Below are 22,687 nucleotides of genomic sequence, written 5' to 3'. Positions count from 1 at the left end.
ATGCAATTGCGTAAATTACTTCTGCCAGGGCTGCTTTCCGTTACCTTATTGAGCGGCTGTTCGCTGTTTAACAGCGAAGAAGATGTGGTGAAAATGTCGCCACTGCCGACGGTGGAAAACCAGTTTACGCCGTCCACCTCCTGGAGCACCTCCGTTGGCGGCGGTATTGGCGAATTCTACTCTAATCTGCACCCGGCTTTTGCTGATGGCGTCGTGTATGCCGCAGATCGTAAAGGTACCGTTAAAGCCCTTAATTCAGGCGACGGCAAAGAGGTGTGGTCGGTTAATCTGGCAGAGAAAGACGGCTGGTTCTCCCGCGCGCCTGCGCTGCTCTCCGGCGGCGTGACCGTCTCCGGCGGCCACGTTTATATCGGTAGCGAAAAAGCGAAAGTTTATGCGCTGAACACCAGCGACGGCACCGTCGCGTGGGAAGCGAGCGTGGCGGGTGAAGCGATTTCTCGTCCGGTCGTCAGCGACGGCATGGTGCTGATTCATACCACTAACGGTCAGCTTCAGGCGCTGAACGAAGCCGATGGCGCGGTGAAATGGACCGTTAACCTTGATATGCCAGCGCTCTCCCTGCGCGGCGAATCCGCTCCGGCTACCGCCTACGGCGCAGCTATTGTGGGCGGCGACAACGGTCGCGTCAGCGCGGTGCTGATGCAGCAGGGCCAGATGATTTGGCAGCAGCGTATCTCTACCGCGACCGGTCCGACTGAAATCGACCGTCTTAACGACGTCGACACAACGCCGGTTATCGTGAACGGCGTGATTTACGCGCTGGCCTACAACGGCAACCTGACGGCGCTGGATCTGCGCAGCGGCCAGATTATGTGGAAACGCGAACTGGGTTCAGTGAACGATTTCATTGTCGACGGCAACCGTATTTACCTGGTTGACCAGAATGACCGTCTGCTGGCGCTCACCACCGACGGCGGCGTGACGCTGTGGACGCAAAGCGATCTGCTGCACCGTCTGCTGACGGCGCCTGTGCTGTATAATGGCAATCTGGTTGTTGGCGATAGCGAAGGCTATATGCACTGGGTCAACCCTGAAGATGGTCACTTTGTGGCTCAGCAGAAGGTGGACAGCTCAGGCTTCCTGACCGATCCGGTTGTTGCTGACGGCAAACTGCTGATTCAGGCGAAAGACGGCACGCTGTACGCGATTACGCGTTAACAACAGCGGTAGTCTATTTTTGAGAAACGGCCCCTGGCAGACAGGGGCCGTTTTGGCTTTTTTAAAAACGCCGTGAAAACGGGCGTTGTATCGATTTTTGTATGAGGCATTTAACATGATACCTGTGGTCGCGCTTGTCGGGCGCCCTAACGTTGGAAAATCCACGCTCTTTAACCGCTTAACGCGCACTCGCGATGCGTTGGTCGCGGATTTCCCCGGGCTGACTCGTGACCGTAAGTACGGTCGTGCTGAAGTGGAAGGCCGCGAATTTATCTGTATCGATACCGGCGGGATCGACGGTACCGAAGATGGCGTAGAAACGCGAATGGCGGAACAGTCGCTGCTGGCGATTGAAGAAGCGGACGTGGTGCTGTTTATGGTCGATGCGCGTGCGGGCCTGATGCCGGCGGATTCGGCAATTGCGAAACATCTGCGCTCCCGTGAGAAACCGACTTTCCTGGTGGCAAACAAAACTGACGGTATCGATGCCGATCAGGCGATTGCCGATTTTTGGTCGCTGGGGTTAGGCGAGATTTATCCTATCGCCGCTTCCCATGGCCGCGGCGTCACCAGCCTGCTCGAGCACGTGCTGCTGCCGTGGGTTGACGAGGTGAACCCGCCGGAAGAAGTGGACGAAGACGCAGCATACTGGGCGCAGTTCGAAGCCGAGCAGAACGGCGAAGCGCTTGAAGAGCCGGAAGATGATTTTAACCCGCAGGATCTGCCGATTAAGCTGGCGATTGTGGGCCGCCCGAACGTGGGTAAATCAACGCTCACCAACCGTATCCTGGGTGAAGATCGTGTGGTGGTTTACGATATGCCGGGAACCACTCGCGACAGCATCTACATCCCGATGCAGCGCGATGAGCGTGAATACGTCCTTATCGATACCGCAGGCGTGCGCAAGCGCGGCAAAATTACCGATGTCGTCGAAAAATTCTCGGTGATCAAAACGCTGCAGGCGATTGAAGACGCCAACGTGGTGCTGCTGGTGATTGATGCGCGCGAAGGGATTTCCGATCAGGATCTCTCCCTGCTGGGCTTTATCCTCAACAGCGGTCGTTCGCTGGTGATTGTCGTCAATAAATGGGACGGCCTGAGCCAGGAAGTAAAAGAGCAGGTGAAAGAGACCCTGGACTTCCGTCTGGGCTTTATCGACTTTGCCCGCGTGCACTTTATCTCCGCGCTGCACGGCAGCGGCGTAGGCAATCTGTTTGAATCCGTGCGCGAGGCGTACGACAGCGCAACCCGTCGCGTGGGTACCGCTATGCTGACCCGCATCATGACCATGGCTGCCGAAGACCATCAGCCGCCGCTGGTGCGCGGCCGTCGCGTGAAGCTGAAATATGCCCACGCCGGTGGTTATAACCCGCCGATCGTGGTTATTCACGGTAACCAGGTTAAAGATCTGCCGGATTCTTATAAACGCTACCTGATGAACTACTTCCGTAAATCGCTGGAAGTGATGGGCACGCCGATTCGTATTCAGTTCAAGGAAGGGGAAAACCCGTTTGCCAACAAACGCAATACCCTGACGCCGAACCAGATGCGTAAGCGTAAACGCTTGATTAAGCACATCAAGAAAAGCAAATAACGAATCACAACTACGCCGATTGTTAAAAAGCCCGCGTGCGGGCTTTTTTGTATCTGTTGTTATTACTCAGCTTCATTGCCTTTTTTAAGGGGAGGAGATGGGGTATCCTCAACCAGCAAAGCTCCAGTTAAACCGGTGTAAATAATCAACCAGCCGATTAACATGATGACGAATCTTACATGAATGAAAAGAGAATCTACCGTACCAAAAAATAATACCGGCAAACATAGAAATAAAGCGGCATAAGATGGTTTCTTTTTTGTCATGTAATAGATAAGCGTTATATAGAAAAAAAATAAAAACAGGCCGCTGGCAGCTCCCTGAAGCGACATCGTTTCAATCAAATCATTATGTAAATGATAGGGTATATTGCGTAAGGCTTCTGGATTTCCATTTTCTTTTTTATTGATAAAATCAGCCAGGATTTGATATCTCTCTTTTGCGCTGACTCCTCCGGGGTGGGTTATGATTTCGTTTATCCCGGAATACCACATCGTTAATCTTGCTCCTATTGATGTGTTATTGTTTTGCTGATAAAGAGTTATATCGGTTATAACCTCGCTCGCTCTCTTATAAACATTTGGCGAGAATACACCAATCATTAGTGAAAATAAAATAAATGAAAGTGCACAAATAGATAATGCTTTCCATTTCGCTACGGCATATTTTTTAAATAAAATATAAAGCAGAATTACAGGATACACGATTAAAGCTGATCGAGTCTCAGTTAATAGCAATATATATAGCGAAGAAAAAACAATGAATGAAGCTAATACTTTTCTGTAAGGTATGCTGATACGCAGAAGCGAATAAAGCGTCAAGAGCGAATACATAGTATAAAGCGCAGCGCTTAAGGTAGATGAAGTATTTATACGAAGACGCTCACCGGGAGCAATGATTTTGCAATATACTGCATATAATGTCAGGGTAATAAAACCGAATAAGAGGTAGTAGGTTGTTTTTTTCTGTTGGCCTGTTCCTGATAGCCTCATGAACGCCGGGAACAGTGATATCACTACAGAGCCGATGATCAGATAAGTACCCGTTTTGGGATAATTAGTATCAGCGCGATAGATCTCCGTAAGATGTGAAGGAAACCTCCAGGACCATAATAGCTGTGATGCTCCAATAAGGAAGATGGCTGCACCTAATATTAAATCCTGACGGGTGATTCTTAATTTCTTAAAATAAAAAAAAGAGCCAATAATTACTACTGAGGAATAGATGTAAAATATATTCCGACCAAGCAATTGCTCAGGGATGATAATGCTATTTGATATTACTGCTAAAAGTAATACGAAATTTATATATTTCTCCTTTATCATATCAATTTACATCTCAATCTCAAACTTTGACGTTTTTCCTAACTTACAACTTAGCGTGTCCGATACTTTCTGACATGCAAATTCAAAAAGTGTATTATTCTCAAGATCATCATTCAGGCAGATTTGCGGAACGTTGCTTTTCAGGGCCTGAATGGCGTGATCAAGCTGCTGCCGATCGCCAGTTAAATTAAAATGACTGCCTAATCTTTTAGGATTGCATGGATTAAATTTTCCTGAAGCTAAATGCCAATATCTGAAAATATATTGATTTAAATTATAGCCGTCTCTGAATCTGGATTTTGAGGTTCTTTCCAGTATTTCTCTTATTTCACCATGAGACCAAACTTCCTCAAAAGTAGATTTTAGGAAGGGTTGTGGTAAATGCCTTCCGAAAAAACCAGTGAAGTTTCTTGCTTTCTTTTTAGATATATTTTTCTTAATATATCGACCATATTGCAAGTTATAATATTTTGTTATGTTTTTTTTGATGGACTCTCTGCGATTGAAAAATGTATTAATAACTGAGGCATTGGTCGTTAACATTAGGTTTGAAATGTTATTATCAATTGATATAGGGTTAATGTCATTCTCGATTAAAAATCATTAGGTAAATTTTTTTTAAAGTAAAACTCTGGAGTGATGGGAGAGTTTAATAACATATCGTCATTGAAATATACAAACTGATCACTTAATCCTTTTATTTTATGAATATTAACTTCAATTGCTCGTGAATTGAATGTAGGTAAATATTCTTTATCAATGATGTCGCTATGTCGGACAAGATTTATTTTATGATAGCTTTTATCCAGCCATGAAGGAACCTGTCCACAGGTGACCAGATGGACTTTGCGAACCCAAGGTGCGTAATTTTCGACAGCCCTGAACCAGTATTTAAACAACCCCATATCTCTGAAGCGTGATGGCGTGACTGCCAACTTATAAGTATCACTGTAGATAGTTTTATAACGTATAAAATCGTCCTGCCAACACCTATCATCGGAGTCGACCCATAAAACAACAAAATCAATATCGGACACCGCTCTCTCCTTTAATAGCCAGGTTGGTTATTTTAATCTCTGTTAATATTTGTTTTGTGAATGTTTTATCTAAACATATTTTCGCTATGTATTAAATTATTGTGAAATCTCGTTTTATGTGATAGTTATCAAAGTTAATTTTGACGGTAATTTATCATTGCTGATTTTTATTTTTTGATGTTGGGTGCGTTTTTATATTTATGTGATGTTTTTATAAGTTATTGAATGCAAACGTTGAGTTTGCTAATGGTTAATTGTCAGAAGGCTTTGTTAATAACGTTGTTATCAGAATTACCTTGTAACATTTTTGATAATCTTCTTATCAAAGTTTTGCACTGTTCTTCGATAATCAATCTCTAACTCTTTATCAAAAGGTATCGCCAGATAAGTTGAGTCGATGGCAAACGTATTCATTATTGATCGCGCTCAGGGGCGATTATGAACAATTATCTCGGCGGATATATTTTCGGTGAGCACAGCCTAATTGAACGTGATCTGGAAGAAATTCGCGGGCTCACCCTGCGGCGAACCAGTGAGGCTGAACAACCCCTACAGCGACAGCAGCAACTTCGCGGACTGTACTCGCTATTGACGTGATAAACTAGCGGTATTCAATGTGAGAAGGAGTCACCATGGAATTTGATTGCCCCGTGTGCCATACGCAGCTTGCTGTGCAGGGCAATAGCGCCCACTGCGAGCGTTGTGCGAAAGAGTATGTTGTCGAAGCCCGCTGCCCGGACTGCCACAAGCCGCTGGAGGTGTTAAAAGCCTGCGGCGCGGTGGATTATTTTTGCCAGAATGGCCACGGGCTGATTTCGAAAAAACGCGTCGAGTTTGTGCCGATTTAATCTTTATCGCTGACGCAGCCTTCGCCGTCGCGCCAGAGTTCAACCAGTGAATCTGGCGCACGATCCTCCGGGATGAGAATAATCAGGCTGTGGTAGCGCTGCTCGCTGACGATCTGGATGCGAAAAAAACGCTGGTCGCCCCGGCCAGGCGAGTCGGGCTGGCCGGGCGGCTTGCCCAGCGGTAGCGACTGTTGGAGAATCGTCGCGATCCGCTGCTTCTGTTGCTCGTTGAGCTTCGCCACGACGATCTTACGCATTCCGCTGAGCGCTGGGATCCAGGCAACGCCACCCTCGCGCGCCAGCTCAATCACCGCGTCATCGCTAAGATCGGCAAGATTCATAGCACCACTCCGACCCGCTCCCAGGCCTGAGTAATCGCCTCTGCGGTCTCTTTGCCAGAGCGTTTCTCGCCGTGGCGAATCGTCAGCCTGGCAAAGGCTGAGAAATCGGCGTCTTTTGCCAGAGATTGATCGCACACCGCGTCGTACCAGGCGTATCCCGCTTTCTCCCATGCAAAACCGCCGAGGGTGCTGGCGGCGAGATAAAAGGCGTGATTAGGAATGCCGGAGTTGATATGCACGCCGCCGTTATCCTGCTGGGTATGAACAAAATCTTTCATATGGGCGGGTTGCGGATCTTTGCCAAGGACAGGGTCATCGTATGCGGTACCCGGCTGCGACATTGAGCGCAGACCTTTGCCGTGGATGCCTTTCGCGAGTAGCCCCTCGCCAATGATCCAGTCCGCTTTGTCTGTCGTCTGCTGGCGCTGATACTGTTTGACCAGCGAACCGAAAACATCGGAAAGCGATTCGTTCAGCGCGCCGGATTGTTCGAAATAGATGAGACCGGCTTCGCTCTCCGTCACGCCGTGGCTTAGTTCGTGCGCCACCACGTCAATGGCGATAGTAAAACGATTAAAAATCTCGCCATCCCCGTCGCCAAACACCATTTGTTGGCCGTTCCAGAATGCGTTTTGATATTCGTGACCATAGTGGACGCTGCCGGTGAGCTTCAATCCGCGGTTATCCAGCGAATCGCGCTGGTAGCTCTTCCAGAAAAAATCATGGGTGATGCCGAGATAGTCATAGGCTTCATCAACGGCAACGTCGCCGTTGGAGGGCTGTCCCTCAAAACGGACCTGAGTACCCGGTAGATCCTGGGTCTGCCCGGCATCATAAATGTCGCGTTCAAGCAGGCCCGGCGTGGTGACGTGGGGCGCGGCAGGGCGCCCCGGAACGTGCGCCATCAGGGTCTGAACGTGGCTGAGGGTATTCTGCGCGCAGCGCTGCTGCTGAAGGGAACCGCGATCGACAATGCGGCGTAAAATGTAGGGCGGAATCACATAACGAGGATAAGCATCTGGCATATCACGCTCCTTAGCCGGATAGAACCGTTTAAAAAGGGCATGACAGCAGTATAGTTATCCTCGGTCGAAATGGCAGGCTTATCCGGCTTTTTTGCGGGAACGGGTTTTCTTCACCGGCGTGATGTTCTTCACTTCGCTCTCTACCCAGCCATCGTTCAGACGGGTAGTGAGAACGTCTCCCTTGCGCACCTGTTTCGTTTGTTTCAGCACCTTGCCGTCGCTGGCGGAAGTGACGCTATAGCCGCGGGCCAGCGTCGCCAGCGGGCTGACGGCTTCCAGGTGCGTGACCATATTACCGAAGCGTTCACGTTGCTCGCCAAGACGCGCGCGGATGTTTTCCGCCAGCCGGTATTCCAGTTGTTGAATACGGCTCTGGGCGCGGTGAATTCGCGGCTGTGGGTTTTGTTGATTCAGGCGCTGCGCGGCGCGCTGCTGGCGCTGGTCGGCGCGCTTTATTTGCGTCTCAAGAGCGAAACGCATGCGCTGACGCAATCTTTCAAGCTCCGTTTGCTGACGGGCCAGCCGCAGCTGAGGATGCTGCTGCTGCAGGCGGTGAAAAACCTGGGTAAAGCGACGATGGCGGTTGGCAAGGAAGTAGTCCATCGCCATTTCAAGGCGCTGCTGCCCGGACTGGAGCTGGCGCAGCAGCTCCTGCTGGTTGCGGCTGACCATTTCCGCCGCCGCGGAAGGCGTCGGGGCGCGCAGGTCGGCGACAAAATCGGCGATAGTGACGTCAGTCTCATGGCCTACGGCGCTGACGATGGCAATAGGGCTGGCAAAAATCGCCCGCGCCACTCGCTCATCGTTAAAGCTCCATAAATCTTCCAGCGAACCGCCGCCGCGCCCGACAATCAGCACGTCGCACTCCTGGCGCGCGTTGGCCAGCTCAATCGCGCGAACGATCTGCCCCGGCGCATCTTCCCCCTGGACGGCGGTCGGGTAAATAATCACCGGCAGGGAAGGATCGCGGCGCTTGAGCACGTGTAAAATATCGTGCAGCGCAGCACCGGTTTTAGAGGTGATGACGCCGACGCAGTGCGCGGGAGAGGGGAGCGTTTTTTTATGCTGCTGATCGAACAAGCCTTCCGCCGCCAGCGCGGTCTTGAGCTGCTCATACTTCTGCTGAAGCAGACCTTCGCCCGCAGGCTGCATGCTTTCCACGATGATCTGATAATCGCCGCGCGGCTCGTACAGCGTGATATTGGCGCGGACCAGCACCTGCTGCCCGTGCTGCGGACGGAACGTCACGCGGCGGTTGCTGTTGCGGAACATCGCGCAGCGCACCTGGGCGTTATCGTCTTTTAGGGTGAAGTACCAGTGGCCGGAAGAGGGCTGGCTGAAATTGGAAATCTCGCCGCTGATCCATACCTGGCCCATTTCACGTTCGAGCAGCAGTCGAACCGACTGATTGAGGCGGCTAACCGTGTAAATTGAGGGGGATTGAGATGGCAACATGTGAGCAAGATCAAATTCTAAATCAGCAGGTTATTCAGTCGATAGTAACCTGCTGGGAGGGGATCGCAAGTATTATTTGCAAAAAAGGGTAGATGCAATCGGTTACGCTCTGTATAATGCCACGGCAATATTTATCCACCCTGGTCGAGATATTGCCCATGCTACGTATCGCTAAAGAAGCCCTGACGTTTGACGACGTCCTCCTCGTTCCCGCTCATTCAACCGTTCTGCCAAATACCGCCGATCTCAGCACTCAGCTGACGAAAACCATTCGTCTGAATATTCCAATGCTCTCTGCTGCAATGGATACCGTGACGGAAGCGCGTCTGGCAATTGCCCTGGCACAGGAAGGCGGCATCGGCTTTATTCATAAAAACATGTCCATCGAGCGCCAGGCGGAAGAAGTTAAGCGCGTGAAGAAGCATGAGTCCGGCGTGGTTACCGACCCGCAGACCGTCCTGCCGACCACCACCCTGCGCGAAGTGAAAGAGCTGACTGAACGCAACGGTTTTGCTGGCTATCCGGTGGTGACCGAAGACAACGAGCTGGTCGGCATCATCACCGGTCGCGACGTGCGTTTCGTCACCGACCTGAATCAGCCGGTGAGCGTTTATATGACGCCGAAAGAGCGTCTGGTGACCGTTCGCGAAGGCGAAAGCCGCGAAGTGGTTTTTGCCAAAATGCATGAAAAACGCGTTGAGAAAGCGCTGGTTGTGGATGACAGCTTCCATCTTCTCGGCATGATCACCGTTAAAGATTTCCAGAAAGCGGAGCGTAAACCGAACGCCTGTAAAGATGAGCAGGGTCGCCTGCGCGTCGGTGCGGCGGTGGGTGCGGGCGCCGGTAACGAAGAGCGCGTGGATGCGCTGGTTGCCGCGGGCGTAGATATTCTGCTGATCGACTCCTCTCACGGCCACTCTGAAGGCGTATTGCAGCGTATCCGCGATACCCGTGCGAAATATCCTGACCTGCAAATCATCGGCGGCAACGTGGCGACCGGCGCGGGCGCACGTGCGCTGGCGGAAGCCGGCTGCAGCGCGGTGAAAGTGGGTATCGGCCCTGGCTCCATCTGTACGACTCGTATCGTGACCGGCGTGGGCGTTCCGCAGATCACCGCCGTTTCTGACGCGGTTGAAGCGCTGGAAGGCACCGGTATCCCGGTTATCGCCGACGGCGGTATTCGTTTCTCCGGCGATATCGCGAAAGCGATTGCCGCAGGCGCAGCCGCCGTCATGGTTGGCTCAATGCTGGCCGGTACCGAAGAGTCTCCGGGCGAAATCGAACTCTATCAGGGCCGTTCGTACAAATCTTACCGCGGTATGGGTTCCCTTGGCGCGATGTCTAAAGGTTCCTCCGATCGCTACTTCCAGACCGATAACGCCGCCGACAAACTGGTACCGGAAGGTATCGAAGGCCGCGTCGCCTATAAAGGCCGCCTGAAGGAGATCATTCACCAGCAGATGGGCGGCCTGCGCTCCTGTATGGGCCTGACCGGTTGTGGTACCATCGACACCCTGCGGACCAAAGCGGAATTCGTGCGCATCAGCGGCGCGGGTATCCAGGAGAGCCACGTTCACGACGTGACTATCACCAAGGAATCCCCGAACTACCGCATGGGCTCCTGATTTTCATCGCCCGGCCACGCGCCGGGCGATTTATTTAACCTGTATCACTTGCCTCGGAATTATCGTCAATGACGGATAACATTCATAAACATCGTATTCTTATCCTGGACTTCGGTTCTCAGTACACCCAGCTGGTTGCGCGTCGCGTTCGTGAATTAGGTGTCTACTGTGAACTGTGGGCATGGGACGTGACTGAAGCTCAAATTCGTGAGTTTAATCCTAACGGCATTATTCTTTCCGGCGGCCCGGAAAGCACCACCGAAGATAACAGCCCGCGCGCGCCGCAGTATGTCTTTGAAGCCGGCGTGCCGGTATTCGGCGTATGTTACGGCATGCAGACCATGGCGATGCAGCTGGGCGGCCACGTTGAAGCCTCTAATGAACGTGAGTTTGGCTATGCGCAGGTTGAAGTGCAGACCGATAGCGCCCTGATTCACGGTATCGAAGATGCGCTGAGCGCGGATGGTAAGCCGATGCTGGACGTCTGGATGAGCCACGGCGACAAAGTCACCGCCATCCCGTCTGACTTCGTCACCGTTGCCAGCACCGAAACCTGCCCGTTCGCCATTATGGCTAACGAAGAGAAACGTTTCTACGGCGTACAGTTCCACCCGGAAGTCACCCACACCCGTCAGGGTCTGCGCATGCTGGAGCGTTTCGTACGCGATATCTGCCAGTGTGAAGCGCTGTGGACCCCGGCCAAAATTATCGACGATGCCATCGAGCGCATTCGTCAGCAGGTTGGCGACGATAAAGTGATCCTCGGCCTGTCCGGCGGCGTGGATTCCTCCGTGACCGCCATGCTGCTGCACCGCGCCATCGGCAAAAACCTGACCTGCGTCTTTGTGGATAACGGTCTGCTGCGTCTGAATGAAGCCCAGCAGGTTATGGATATGTTTGGCGATCGCTTCGGCCTGAACATCGTTCACGTCGAAGGCGAGGCGCGTTTCCTGGCCGCGCTGGCGGGCGAAAACGATCCGGAAGCGAAGCGTAAAATCATCGGCCGCGTGTTCGTTGAAGTGTTTGACGAAGAAGCGCTGAAGCTGGAAGACGTGAAATGGCTGGCGCAAGGGACCATCTACCCTGACGTCATCGAGTCCGCGGCTTCCGCAACCGGTAAAGCGCACGTCATCAAATCTCACCACAACGTGGGCGGCCTGCCGAAAGAGATGAAGATGGGCCTCGTTGAACCGCTGCGCGAGCTGTTCAAAGATGAAGTGCGTAAGATTGGCCTCGAACTGGGTCTGCCGTACGATATGCTGTACCGCCACCCGTTCCCGGGGCCGGGTCTGGGCGTGCGCGTGCTGGGCGAAGTGAAGAAAGAGTACTGCGACCTGCTGCGCCGCGCGGACGCAATCTTCATTGAAGAGCTGCACAAAGCCGACCTGTACAACAAAGTGAGCCAGGCGTTCACCGTGTTCCTGCCGGTCCGTTCCGTTGGCGTCATGGGCGATGGCCGTAAGTACGACTGGGTCGTTTCCCTGCGTGCGGTTGAAACCATCGACTTTATGACCGCACACTGGGCGCATCTGCCGTACGATTTCCTCGGCCGCGTATCCAACCGTATCATCAATGAAGTCAACGGTATTTCCCGCGTGGTGTACGACATCAGCGGTAAGCCGCCGGCGACCATTGAGTGGGAATAAACTTTATTCTTTGCGTTAATTGAATAAAAAAATAATGCCATTAATGATTGACGTCATTAATGGCATTTTTCTTAACAATATCGCCGAATTACGGCATTCCCTGAGACGATGAATACCGATACACCGGGTTTCTACTGTCAACCCCGTTCTTCAATTGCCGCTGGCGTATTCTCCCGCTGACACCATGCAACGGCCATCGCCAGAGCTGCCACCACCAGGGCCAGCGCGGCGGAAACCGCTAAACTGCCCCTTATCCCGAGATGATCATTCAGCCACGCGTAGGCAAACGGCGAGGCGGCGGCCAGCAGCTGCGCGGGAATCAACAAAATACCGGTTCGTCGGGCATAATCCTCGGCGGCAAAAAGCTGCAGCGGCAGAGTGGCTTTAAAAACGGTCGTCAGGCCGTTGATCGCGCCGTAACCCAGCACAAATCCGCCGGCCGCCCACGACAGATATGGCCCGCTCAGGCCGAGCGCAAAGCAGAGCGGCATCAACAGGGTGGTCAGTATCGTTAGCCGCAACGGCGTAAGGACAGAACCGGATGCCACTTCGAGAAAGCGCGCGCCGGTTTGCCCAATCCCCCACAGCATTCCCACCGCGACAGGAAGCCCGACGCTGGCGATATACTCGGGGAGATGCGTCGAGGTACCGTTGGAAACAAAGGTTACCAGCGCAATCAGCGACGCGTACAGGAGGGCAGGGCGTTTATCGCGGCGGGAGAGCCGCTGGCGTTGCATTATCCGTTTCGGTGACGGCAGTCTGTGATTTGGCATTTTCCACAGCAGCATCGCGCTAAGCAGGCCAAACAGGGCATAAATCAGCAGCGCATGCCGCCAGTCCATCTGCGTCAACAACCCGGCGCCGAGCGGCCAGAACAGAGCCGAAGCCAGGCCGCCGGCCAGCGTCACGCGCGAGATAGTTAATCTGGCGCTTTGCCCATAGATATTCACCAGCGCGGCGAACAGCGCGTCGTAGAGCGCCAGACGCATCCCGGCGCCGGTCAGAACCCAGGCGGCGAACCAGCCCGGTAGACTCTGGACGTAAGCCATTATCAGGCAGCCCGCTGAAATCATCAGCGTACCCGTGACCACCACCCGTTGGCCCCCAAAGCGGGCCAGTAGCCGGGCGACAAACGGGGAGAGCATCGCCATCATCAGCATGGCGATAGTCAGGCCAAAGTAGATTTCCGTTGCGGCCCAGCCGGTCTCCTGAGCAATAGCTCTGGCGAAAGTGCCGGGCATATAAAATGAGACTCCCCAGTTTATTAGCTGGTTGCACCCGGCGGCAAGCGTGACGGCGCCCGGCGCGGAGAGTGGTTTTGCAGATGTTTTCATGATCGTCCATTTTGTTACGCTGTTGTCGGCAGCATACCCTGCACGCTATTGTGGAGGCAGGCCGGTCCATTTATGACCCTTATAAGAGAAACTTTGTGATGATGACGCTCAATCTGGGAAATCTGGCGACGTTCCGCCTGGTGGTACAGCGCGGAAGCTTTTCCGCCGCAGCTGACCTGCTGGGGCTGTCGCAGCCTGCGGTAAGTCTGCAGGTACGTCAGCTGGAACAATTTCTCCAAACCAGACTGCTTGAGCGAACAGGACGAGGCATCAAAGCGACGGCGGCCGGCATCGCCCTGCTGGCGCACAGCGAGCGGATTGAACTGGCGGTGGGCGCGGCAGTGCAATCGGTTAGCGAATTCAATCGAGAAATCAGCGGCTCGATAACGTTGGGTACCGGGGCGACCGCCTGTATCCACCTGTTACCGCCGCTGCTGCAGAAGCTGCATCAGGATCACCCTCTGCTGACGGTGAGGGTCACGGTTGGCAATACCCTGGAAGTGGTTCGGGCTATCGAGGAGAACCGGCTTGATCTGGGCCTTTGTACGCTTCCGGCGAACGGACGCAGCCTGGCGGTGACGCCGGTTTTAGATGAAGAGTTTGTCGGTATTTTTAGCGATGCTCAGGACGACCTGCCCTCGCCGCTGACGCCAGAGGTTCTGCAATCATTGCCGCTAATTGCTTTTGAAGCGGGGAGCGGAACCCGGGATCTGATTGACGGCTGGTTTCGCCATAATGGACTGATGGTCGTGCCAGTCATGCAGTTAGGCAGCATTGAGGCGATTAAGCGGATGGTGCGAGCGGGACTGGGATACAGCATCGTGCCGCGTATGGCGGTAGAGGATCCGCAGGATCGCGTCGGCCTGAACGTGCAATCGTTGACTCCGCGCCTGTATCGGCAGTTAGGCATCGTCATGCGGCAGGATAAAATCATCAGCAAAGGCATCGCTGAAGTGCTGCGTTTGCTCTCTCAGGCCGGTTGCTGAACAGCGTACCGCGCTTATTTTTGTACCGGCGTTTTTAGCGGATCTGAAGGTTCAACGGTGATAGTGGATTGCTGCGATTGCTTTTTGTCCTGATGATGGTACCAGGCACCGATGGAGGAGTAGACAAAGCGTCCAAAGAAGAAGATAAAGCTGATAAGCAGTACGATACGGGTCATGCGACGGTTAAATCGATGTCGTTTACGCATACTGGGTGCCTGACTCACAAAAGGTTCCTTAAAGTATACCCAAAGGATGGGCGATGTGCGTATTAAGGCACAGTAACGCGGAAGGGTCAATTGATGAGGATGTAAAAATCCCAGGGGTAAAACATTAATTAATGTTATATAAGATAATCCTCGTATTTACATGCTTTCTGCTTATCGCAAATTGATGTTAAAAAAAAGACATTATTAATATTAGCGACGTGATTTTTTGATTTATATCAATCGTCTATTCTCACCGACAACTAAAATCACCAGCCAGTTCCGCGTTGTTATTCCTTGCGCGATTATGACGGTTGGTTGGATGCCTGCCTGAATATACCCTGCAGGATTTAGGGTTATCCGTAGAGCATCTATGAACATTATTAAACTTTACAGAAGATATCGGGATAAATGGTGGTCGCTGCCGCTCATCTTACCCATCCTTTTACTCCCCCTGGCAAGATGGGCGAACACCGTTGCTGTACTGAATGGTAATGAAGTTTATCTTTACTATTTACCTCTGGCGTTAGTGCTGAGCCTGATGCTGTTTTTCGGCTGGGCTGCTTTACCGGGGATCGTTGTCGGTTTGCTGCTTTCCATTACGCGCGGCATGGCGCTGGAAGACTCCATCGGCGTGATTTTCCATTTTCTTATTCCGACCGTCCTTTGCTGGGGCGGGTATCGCGTTTTTGTCCCGCGAAGGCAGCAAATCTCGCATGGCAATGTGCGACTGATGCCTCAACGATTGTTCTGGCAAATGTTGCTGCCATCGCTGATCTTTCTTATCCTTTCCCAGCTCGCCGAGTATTTGGGGATCCATCCTCGCGCGACCGGGTTGATTGGGGTCAACCCCTTAAGTTTGCGTTCGCTTATCACCTTTCAGGCCCTGATGGCCGGATGCCTGACCGGCGTGCCGCTATGCTACTTTCTGATTCGAATTATCCGCAACCCGCTCTATATTCGGGGTTTTGTTTCTCAGATTCGCCTGCAGATCGATCCGAAAATAAAGCCCTTAGAGTTTATTTTATGGGCGGTAGTGCTGTTAATTTTATTAGTTTTGCTATTAATGCCGCTAAGTAGTACGAGCACTATTTTTAGTACAAATTATACCTTGTCCTTGCTTATGCCGGTGATGCTGTGGGGGGCGATGCGTTTTGGCTATCGCTTCATTTCATTGGTCTGGTCCCCTATATTAATTGTTATTATCCACTTTCATTATCAATATCTCCCGCATTCACCGATTTACAGTAATCAGCTGGCTATTATCTCCTCAAGCTATCTGGTGTTTTCATTTATTATCGCCTATATGGCGATGCTGGCGACGCAGCAGAGAATTTTTTATGCGCGGATGCGGCGGATGGCCTTCATTGATCCGGTTGTACGCTTGCCCAATATCCGCGCGCTGAGCCGGGCGTTAAATAAATCCTCCTGGTCAGTGCTGTGCTTCTTACGCATTCCCGAGCTGGAAATATTGGGCCGTCATTACGGCGTTCTGTTGCGCATTCAGTACAAGCAGCTGCTGGCCGAGTCGCTTGGCGATCTATTGCAGCCCGGGGAGGATATCTATCAGATGGCCGGGCACGAGCTGGTTATCCATCTGCACAGTGAAGACCATCAGCAGCGAGTCCCCCTGCTGTTTGACCATCTCAAAAAGTTTCGCTTTGTCTGGAACGGTATGCCGCTGCAGCCGCCCGTGGGATTCAGCTATTGCAACGTTCGCTCTCCGGTGATGCATCTGCATTTACTGCTTGGAGAACTCAGCGGCGCGGCTGACCTTTCCCTGGCGACCGGAAGTCCTGAAAATTTACAGCGTCGCGGCGCCATTAATACGCAGCAGGAGCTGAAAGACAAAGTCATGATAATGAATCAGCTGGTGAAGGCGCTGGAGCACGATCGCTTCGTTCTGATGGCACAACCGATCGTCGGCATCCGGGGGGATAGCTATCATGAAGTTCTGCTGAGAATGCTGAACGACAACGATGAAATCATCATGCCGGATGTCTTTTTACCAGTGGCGCACGAGTTTGGACTGTCGGCGCGTATCGATAGCTGGGTCCTCGAACATACGTTGATCTTTATGGACAAGCGGCGCAAAAAGCTTCCTGGAATGCGCCTGGCGATAAATATCTCGCCGTTTTCAGTGAGTAACAGTTATTTTCATCAGCAGGTAAAAACGCTGCTGGAGCATTATGACATTGAACCCTGGCAGATTATTTTTGAGCTGACGGAGAACCATTCACTGACCAATCCCGAGCAGGCGCGGAAAACCCTGGCGCAGCTTCAGGACCTGGGCTGTCGGGTAGCGATTGATGACTTTGGCACCGGCTATGCCAGCTACGCGCGGCTGAAAACGATGAATGCGGATCTGCTGAAAATCGACGGTAGTTTTATTCGTAATCTGGTGACCAGCAGTCTGGACTATCAGGCCGTTGCCTCTATTTGCCTTCTGGCGAGGATGAAAAATATGCAGGTGGTGGCCGAATATGTCGAAACGCCCGAGATTCGGCAGGCTGTGGTTTCGCTGGGGATTGATTATATGCAGGGCTATGATATCGGCAAACCGGCCCCGCTTGAGGCGCTGGTTGAGGATTGATAAGCGAATGGGCCGGACGTCCGGCCCATATGCGCGAAACTAGCTTGCCGCGTCAGGCTTCTCTTCTTCGCTGATTTTCAGCCACCAGTCAGGCACCCCTTCCCAGTATTCCTGCTCTTTTTCCAGGTCGAGCAGCACCAGCGCATTCTGGCTAAACCAGTCGTGCGGGAAGGTCAGCGTCCAGTGGTTTGCCTCGGTTTTCAGCGTAAGGCTCGGCGGCGTTGTCGTTGCCTGACGCTGGTTATTCAGCAGCACGCCAAGGCGCAGCAGCTGAATTAACGGCAGAAACTGCTTCTTCTTAAACAGCGTGAAACGCGGTAAATCATCAAGCTTAATCGCTTTACGGTGATAGCGAACTAAGGTGGCCATCAGCATCTGCTGTTCCTGATTAAAGCCCGGCAGATCGCTGTTTTGCAGGATATAAGCCGAATGACGGTGCATGCCGCTGTGGTTAATATTCAAGCCGACTTCATGCAGCATGGTCGCCCATTTCAGCAGCGCCGCCAGATGGGGGTTCGCGAGCTTGGGATTCTGCTCCTGCCATTGCTCATAAATATGCGTGGTGGTCTCCAGCACCCGACGCGCCTGCTCGCGGTCGATATTGTACTGGTTCGCCAGGCTCTGCGCGGTGCGGCTACGGATATCCTGGTGACGGAAACGTCCTTCCATCTCGTACAGTACGCCTTCGCGCAGCGCGCCGTCGGACAAGCGCAGCTCTTTAATCGCCAGCGCGTCAAACACCCCGCACAGGATAGCCAGACCGGGCGCAAAAACGGCTTTCCGATCTTCAGACAGCCCGGGCAGGCTTAGCGAGTCGAAGTTTTTATACTTCAGCAGCTCTTCGACCAGCATCTCGAGGCGCTCGGGAGTGATGAAGCCGTCTTTCTCGCCCATGGCCACCAGCACTTCGTGAGCGGCTTTAATGGTGCCCGACGCGCCCAGGGCGACGTTCCACCCCTGGATGCGGAACTGCCAGGCCAGAGTTTCCAGCTTCTGCACGGCGGAAAGACGCGCGCGCTGGAAATTCTCTTTGTTGATGACGCCGCCAGCAAAGTAGGCCTGAGAGAAGCTCACGCAGCCCATACGGCGGCTTTCCACCAGACGAGGCTCGAAATCCTCGCCGATAACCAGCTCGGTAGAGCCGCCGCCGATATCGATGACCAGCTTACGGCCTCGCTCCGGCTGCGTGTGCTCCACGCCCATAAAAATCAGACGCGCTTCTTCGTTGCCGGGAATGATTTCGATCGGGTAGGGGATGACCTGCTCCGCGCGCTTGAGGAACTCTGCGGCGTTTGTCGCCTGGCGCAGCGTGTGCGTGCCGACGATACAGACGCTTGATGGGTCAAAACCCTGCAGGCGCTCGGCGAACAGCGACAGGCAGTTCAGCCCGCGCGCAATAGCCTCTTCGCTCAGTACAGAGTTTTCATCCAGGCCGTCGGCCAGATGTACGCGCTGTTTCAGACGACCGATGATCTGCATTGCCCCGTCAACGACACGGGCGATCACCATATGAAAACTGTTTGAACCGAGGTCGACCGCAGCGAACTCCTGCGGCCGAGGGGCATTTTCGTTTATTGGCATAGGTTAATCGGGCTGTTCAAGTGATTTGAGGTAGTCGTATATCGCCATCTGTGCGCGCACTTTGCGGCGATTGCCGCGCGGCACGTAGCGATTACTCAGTTCTTTATCAAGATAGCGTGCTTTCACCGTATCGTTGAAGAGGAGATCGAAAATATCCAGCACCCGCTGTTTCAGGCGCGGATCCAGCAGCGGCGCGGCCACTTCGATACGATAGTCAATATTGCGCGTCATCCAGTCCGCGGACGATAGCCAAACCTGCTTATCGCCGCCGTTTTCAAAGCAATAAACGCGGTCATGCTCAAGGAAACGGTCAACAATGCTGGTCACGCGAATATTTTCGCTGATTCCTTCCAGACCGGGGATCAGCGAGCACATACCGCGAATAAGCAAATTAACCGGCACGCCGGAGCTGGAAGCGGCGTAGAGACGGTCTACCAGCCCCTTATCGACCAGGTTGTTCAGCTTCAGCATGATGCCCGACGGCTGACCATTTTGCGCGTTGGCGATTTCACGATCGATCATCTCATAAAGCAGGCGACGCGAGTTTTGCGGCGACACCAGCAGATAATCGAAGCTGACCGGGCGGTAGGGGTTTTCGATAAAGTTAAATACCCGGCGGACTTCATTGGTGATGCGCGCATCGGCGGTCAGCAGCGAGTAGTCGGTGTAAAGACGGGCGGTTTTTTCGTTAAAGTTGCCGGTGCCGATATGCGCATAGCGCACGACTTCATCGCCCTCTTTGCGCGAAACCAGGAACAGCTTGGCGTGGATCTTGAGGCCCGGCGCGGAGAAGATAACGTGCACGCCGGCTTCGGTCAGGCGTTTAGCCCAATGAATATTGGCTTCTTCATCGAAACGCGCCTGCAGCTCCACGACCACCGTCACTTTCTTACCGTTATGGGCGGCGTGAATCATCGAGTCGATAATCCGTGAATCTTTCGCGACGCGGTAGATGTTGATTTTGATAGCCAGCACGCTTGGGTCGAAAGAGGCCTGGCGCAGCAGCTCAAGGACGTGTTCAAACGTATGGTACGGGTAGTAAAGCAGCACGTCGCGTTCGCGGATTGCGTCAAAGCCGTTGCGGAATTTATCAAACCACAGATGACGCAGACGCGGCATCGGTTTGTTGACCAGATTGGCTTTGCCGACGTTCGGGAAGCCGATAAAGTCTTTAAAGTTGTGGTAACGACCGCCCGGCAGCATTGAATCGTAGTTGGAGATGGAGAGCTTATCGCGCAGCATTTCGACCATCGCGTCGGGCATATCGCGCTGATAAACGAAGCGCACCGGCTCGGCGGTCAGACGCTGTTTCAGGCTGGAGGACATCAGCTCCATCAGGCTCGATTCCATCTCGTGCACCAGATCGTATTCGGCGTCACGGGTCATTTTCATCGAGTAGGCGTTCAGCGCGTCGTAATCAAAAAAGCCCTTGAAGATATCATCCAGGCAGTAGCGCAGGATGTTATCTAACAGAATCATCGGCTTGCGGCGGCGAGGCGCTTCCGGCGGCAGGTTCACAAAACGCGGCACCTTGTCTGACGGAATTTCAAGCAGCGCGTAATTGATGGTATCCCCGCGAATAATCTCGACGGCCAGGTAGGTGTAATCATCCTTCAGGAACTGCACCAGATCCGTTTCGCGGTTAATCAGGATTGGCGTGATGTGCTGACGAAGATACAGCTTGAAGTAGTTACGCAGCCAGGACTGCTGGTTGACGGAGAGCTGGCGTTCGTTGATCAGGAAAATCTGGTTACGCGCCATTTCCAACAGCAGCTCGTTGTATAAGCCGTCAAACTCCTGATCGGCCTTGAGCACGCGGGCCTGAATTTTGCCCAGCAGATGGCGAGAGTGTGCGGTACTGCCTTGTTCTTCGCTGATGATGATGCGGCGCTTCAGCTCGGCAAAGCGCACTTTATAAAATTCATCGAGGTTATTAGAGTAAATCCCTAAAAAGCGCATGCGCTCGATCAGCGGGTTGCTTTTGTCCGCCGCTTCCTGAAGTACGCGCTCGTTAAAGGATAACCAGCTGAGTTCTTTTTCGATGTATATCTTTTCCTGGCCCATTACAGCTCACACTCCGGTAGATGTATGTTGCTATTTCATTATGGCGAGCTTTGCCACTGAATGTCCAATTATGTCAAAGAAGTATGACTGTTTTCTTTCAGTATATAGCGAAGAAAAACAGACGATTTTCGCGACTTACGTTATGTTCAAGGCAAGGTGAGATTCAGGAGCAAAACCATGTGGGAGACGCGAGCGTTAGAACTGAATAATCAGGATATATGGAACTGGTCATCGGTATGCAATCTGGTCAGGTATGCCTCTCAGCATGGCTTTAATACTATCGTGGTGGGGCAGGCAGATCTCTTCGGTAAGCTGGTGTCCCCGAAGGGATATACGCCTTTCCACTATAACGATAGCGTTTCCAGCCAGCAGAGAGCGCGCTGTATCTACCTTAATCGTCTCGCCATGTATTGCCGCGAGCAGGGGCTGCGATTTTATTTACAGGCAAAAGAGCTGGATTTCCCAACGGAATTGCTGTTGTCGCATAAGTATCTACTGGATAACCAGCAAGGGATCCTTTTTGATGTGGATTTCTGGAGCCGCTGGCTGACAGACAAAATTCGCGGCGTTTGTCAGGGAATTCCAGCTTTAACAGGGCTAATTATTGCGCTTTCCAGCACCGATGGTTTATTGCCGATTACGCGCCCTAAATGGGATATAAACGCCAGGGATGAGCCTGAAAATACCCGGCAACCGTCGCAAAGCTTTGTGCTCTATCGCCGTTGTTTTCAAGCGCTCAGCCAGGTGGTTACCGCACAAAATAAACATCTGGTTTTGCGGGTTTTCCCTGCAAGTAATGATGATCTTGGTACCGTTCTCGATGCTATCGAGCCGCTTCCGCCAACCGTTTCGGTATCGATCAAGTTAACGCCAGAACGTTTCTGGCCAGCATTTCCAAATAATCCCGCACTGCTTCAGGTCACTATGCGAGACGTCTGGGTTGATATTGATTTAGCAGGCGAAGAGGTGGGCTGGGGCGTTATGCCTTTCTTGCGCATTGATGAGTTAAAAGGCCGACTGCTGTGGTGCCAAAGCGCGAATCCCAGAATCACCGGTGCGATATGCAAAACCAGTTGGGAGAGCGTTGATAACCACTGGGTACCGGAAACGTTAAGCGAATGCAATCTGTTTGCCTGTAGCCAGCTGTTAGGTCATGGTGCGGGAAAGACCCAGGAGCAGCTGTTGGATCTCTGGCTGGCTGAGCGTTACGGCTGGTGCCCCGATGTTACAGTCGCCCGCCGTTTTCAGCAGCTACTTGAGCAGGCAACGGAGGTGCTTTACCAGGCGATTTATGTTCGCGATCACGTTTTTCACCGCCATAGTCAGCTACCGGAAAGCTACGGTCAGGCAGTATGGAGTTTGTACAGCCAGCTGGCGCGTAATCACTGGCTGCCGGGGTCGGCCAAGGATATCCACTTCACGCGTGACGATCCGCAAATATCGATGGAAAACCTCACGCGAATTGCGCAAGAGAAGGATGAGGTAGCGGCAGATGCCCTGAAGCTATGCGCGCAGGCGCTGGAGTTTGCCGAGAATGCCGAGTTTCCCACGGCGCTCTATCGGCTCTGGCAGAATGAATGGCGGGGGCTCGCACTCTACTGTCAGCTGTTCACGCATGCACAGAAAGCTTTTTTTACGCTGCATTTTGCTCGTGAGGTGGAGAATAGCTGGAGTATGAGAGAAATCTGCCATATCAACGTGCAGGCGTTGTATCAGGGGGCATCCGAAATGGAGATGCTTTGCCAGCAGATGAACGAAGCATCGCCTGGGTTTTATATCATGTTCGATGCGGGTCGGGTTCGTAGCCTGGCTGATAGCCTGAGTAGCGAACTATCGGCACTCAGGCATTAG

Annotated in this window: 18 protein-coding genes and 1 pseudogene; 9 read left to right on the top strand and 10 right to left on the bottom strand. The window is 52.7% G+C overall.

Annotation, left to right across the window (positions count from 1 at the left end; all coding sequences use genetic code 11):
- On the top strand, positions 1-1,179 hold the full coding sequence (gene bamB, locus BJF97_RS21455) for an outer membrane protein assembly factor BamB (RefSeq protein WP_004104478.1): 1,179 nt from the start codon (positions 1-3) through the stop codon (positions 1,177-1,179).
- Positions 1,180-1,294: 115 nt separating this feature from the next.
- On the top strand, positions 1,295-2,773 hold the full coding sequence (gene der / locus BJF97_RS21450) for a ribosome biogenesis GTPase Der (protein WP_014230361.1): 1,479 nt from the start codon (positions 1,295-1,297) through the stop codon (positions 2,771-2,773).
- Between the two features lie 62 nt (positions 2,774-2,835).
- Here der and BJF97_RS21445 read toward each other — a convergent pair whose 3' ends face one another.
- From BJF97_RS21445 to BJF97_RS21440, 3 genes are read right to left on the bottom strand one after another with little or no spacing between them, the layout of a single operon-like run.
- On the bottom strand, positions 2,836-4,098 hold the full coding sequence (locus BJF97_RS21445; RefSeq protein ID WP_032693145.1) for an O-antigen ligase family protein: 1,263 nt from the start codon (positions 4,096-4,098) through the stop codon (positions 2,836-2,838).
- 6 nt (positions 4,099-4,104) lie between these two features.
- Positions 4,105-4,641, bottom strand: a complete 537-nt coding sequence (locus BJF97_RS34345; protein WP_148722760.1) for a stealth conserved region 3 domain-containing protein — start codon at positions 4,639-4,641, stop codon at positions 4,105-4,107.
- Positions 4,642-4,691: 50 nt separating this feature from the next.
- On the bottom strand, positions 4,692-5,135 hold the full coding sequence (locus BJF97_RS21440) for a Stealth CR1 domain-containing protein (protein ID WP_070082981.1): 444 nt from the start codon (positions 5,133-5,135) through the stop codon (positions 4,692-4,694).
- A gap of 438 nt (positions 5,136-5,573) precedes the next feature.
- Between BJF97_RS21440 and BJF97_RS34805 the strand changes: the two genes are divergently transcribed.
- Together BJF97_RS34805 and BJF97_RS21435 are read left to right on the top strand one after the other, a co-directional pair.
- Complete coding sequence (locus tag BJF97_RS34805; RefSeq protein WP_158657240.1) at positions 5,574-5,732, top strand: hypothetical protein; 159 nt, start codon at positions 5,574-5,576, stop codon at positions 5,730-5,732.
- Between the two features lie 35 nt (positions 5,733-5,767).
- A complete protein-coding gene (locus tag BJF97_RS21435) occupies positions 5,768-5,983 on the top strand; it encodes a zinc ribbon domain-containing protein (RefSeq protein ID WP_032693143.1) in 216 nt (71 codons plus the stop codon).
- Here the strand turns inward: BJF97_RS21435 and BJF97_RS21430 are convergent.
- The 3 genes and pseudogenes from BJF97_RS21430 to xseA form a co-directional block, all read right to left on the bottom strand.
- Entirely contained in the window at positions 5,980-6,324 is a 345-nt protein-coding gene (locus tag BJF97_RS21430; RefSeq protein WP_014230358.1) for a protealysin inhibitor emfourin, read from the bottom strand. The genes BJF97_RS21435 and BJF97_RS21430 overlap by 4 nt on opposite strands.
- A complete protein-coding gene (locus BJF97_RS21425; RefSeq protein ID WP_032693141.1) occupies positions 6,321-7,349 on the bottom strand; it encodes a M4 family metallopeptidase in 1,029 nt (342 codons plus the stop codon). Before BJF97_RS21425 ends, BJF97_RS21430 begins: the two co-directional genes overlap by 4 nt.
- A 68-nt stretch (positions 7,350-7,417) precedes the next feature.
- Positions 7,418-8,804, bottom strand: a pseudogene (gene xseA, locus BJF97_RS21420) (exodeoxyribonuclease VII large subunit); the annotation flags it as partial.
- A 158-nt stretch (positions 8,805-8,962) separates the two neighbouring features.
- Between xseA and guaB the strand changes: the two are divergent.
- A complete protein-coding gene (gene guaB / locus BJF97_RS21415) occupies positions 8,963-10,429 on the top strand; it encodes an IMP dehydrogenase (RefSeq protein ID WP_014230355.1) in 1,467 nt (488 codons plus the stop codon).
- A gap of 68 nt (positions 10,430-10,497) precedes the next feature.
- A complete protein-coding gene (gene guaA / locus BJF97_RS21410) occupies positions 10,498-12,075 on the top strand; it encodes a glutamine-hydrolyzing GMP synthase (RefSeq protein WP_004853173.1) in 1,578 nt (525 codons plus the stop codon).
- 137 nt (positions 12,076-12,212) lie between these two features.
- On the opposite strand, the gene BJF97_RS21405 is transcribed toward guaA, so the two are convergent.
- Positions 12,213-13,409: an MFS transporter gene (locus tag BJF97_RS21405; protein WP_032693138.1), complete on the bottom strand. Its 1,197-nt coding sequence runs from the start codon at positions 13,407-13,409 to the stop codon at positions 12,213-12,215.
- Between the two features lie 98 nt (positions 13,410-13,507).
- Here BJF97_RS21405 and BJF97_RS21400 point away from each other — a divergent pair, with 98 nt between their 5' ends.
- The gene (locus BJF97_RS21400) at positions 13,508-14,395 is read left to right on the top strand and encodes a LysR family transcriptional regulator (protein ID WP_014230353.1); all 888 of its coding nucleotides are present in this window, start codon (positions 13,508-13,510) and stop codon (positions 14,393-14,395) included.
- Positions 14,396-14,409: 14 nt separating this feature from the next.
- On the opposite strand, the gene BJF97_RS21395 is transcribed toward BJF97_RS21400, so the two are convergent.
- Entirely contained in the window at positions 14,410-14,601 is a 192-nt protein-coding gene (locus tag BJF97_RS21395) for a YfgG family protein (protein ID WP_009654356.1), read from the bottom strand.
- 370 nt (positions 14,602-14,971) lie between these two features.
- On the opposite strand from BJF97_RS21395, the gene BJF97_RS21390 reads away from it, so the two are divergent.
- Complete coding sequence (locus BJF97_RS21390) at positions 14,972-17,191, top strand: EAL domain-containing protein (protein ID WP_014230351.1); 2,220 nt, start codon at positions 14,972-14,974, stop codon at positions 17,189-17,191.
- 39 nt (positions 17,192-17,230) lie between these two features.
- Here BJF97_RS21390 and ppx read toward each other — a convergent pair whose 3' ends face one another.
- Entirely contained in the window at positions 17,231-18,772 is a 1,542-nt protein-coding gene (gene ppx / locus BJF97_RS21385; RefSeq protein WP_004853121.1) for an exopolyphosphatase, read from the bottom strand.
- A 3-nt stretch (positions 18,773-18,775) separates the two neighbouring features.
- Positions 18,776-20,836, bottom strand: a complete 2,061-nt coding sequence (gene ppk1 / locus BJF97_RS21380) for a polyphosphate kinase 1 (protein WP_070082980.1) — start codon at positions 20,834-20,836, stop codon at positions 18,776-18,778.
- A 177-nt stretch (positions 20,837-21,013) separates the two neighbouring features.
- Between ppk1 and BJF97_RS21375 the strand changes: the two genes are divergently transcribed.
- Complete coding sequence (locus tag BJF97_RS21375; protein WP_032693137.1) at positions 21,014-22,687, top strand: hypothetical protein; 1,674 nt, start codon at positions 21,014-21,016, stop codon at positions 22,685-22,687.

Origin of the sequence: Klebsiella sp. LTGPAF-6F, assembly GCF_001753185.1 — a bacterium.
Classification (GTDB): domain Bacteria; phylum Pseudomonadota; class Gammaproteobacteria; order Enterobacterales; family Enterobacteriaceae; genus Klebsiella; species Klebsiella michiganensis.
This window is presented reverse-complemented; position numbering and strand designations above follow the sequence as displayed.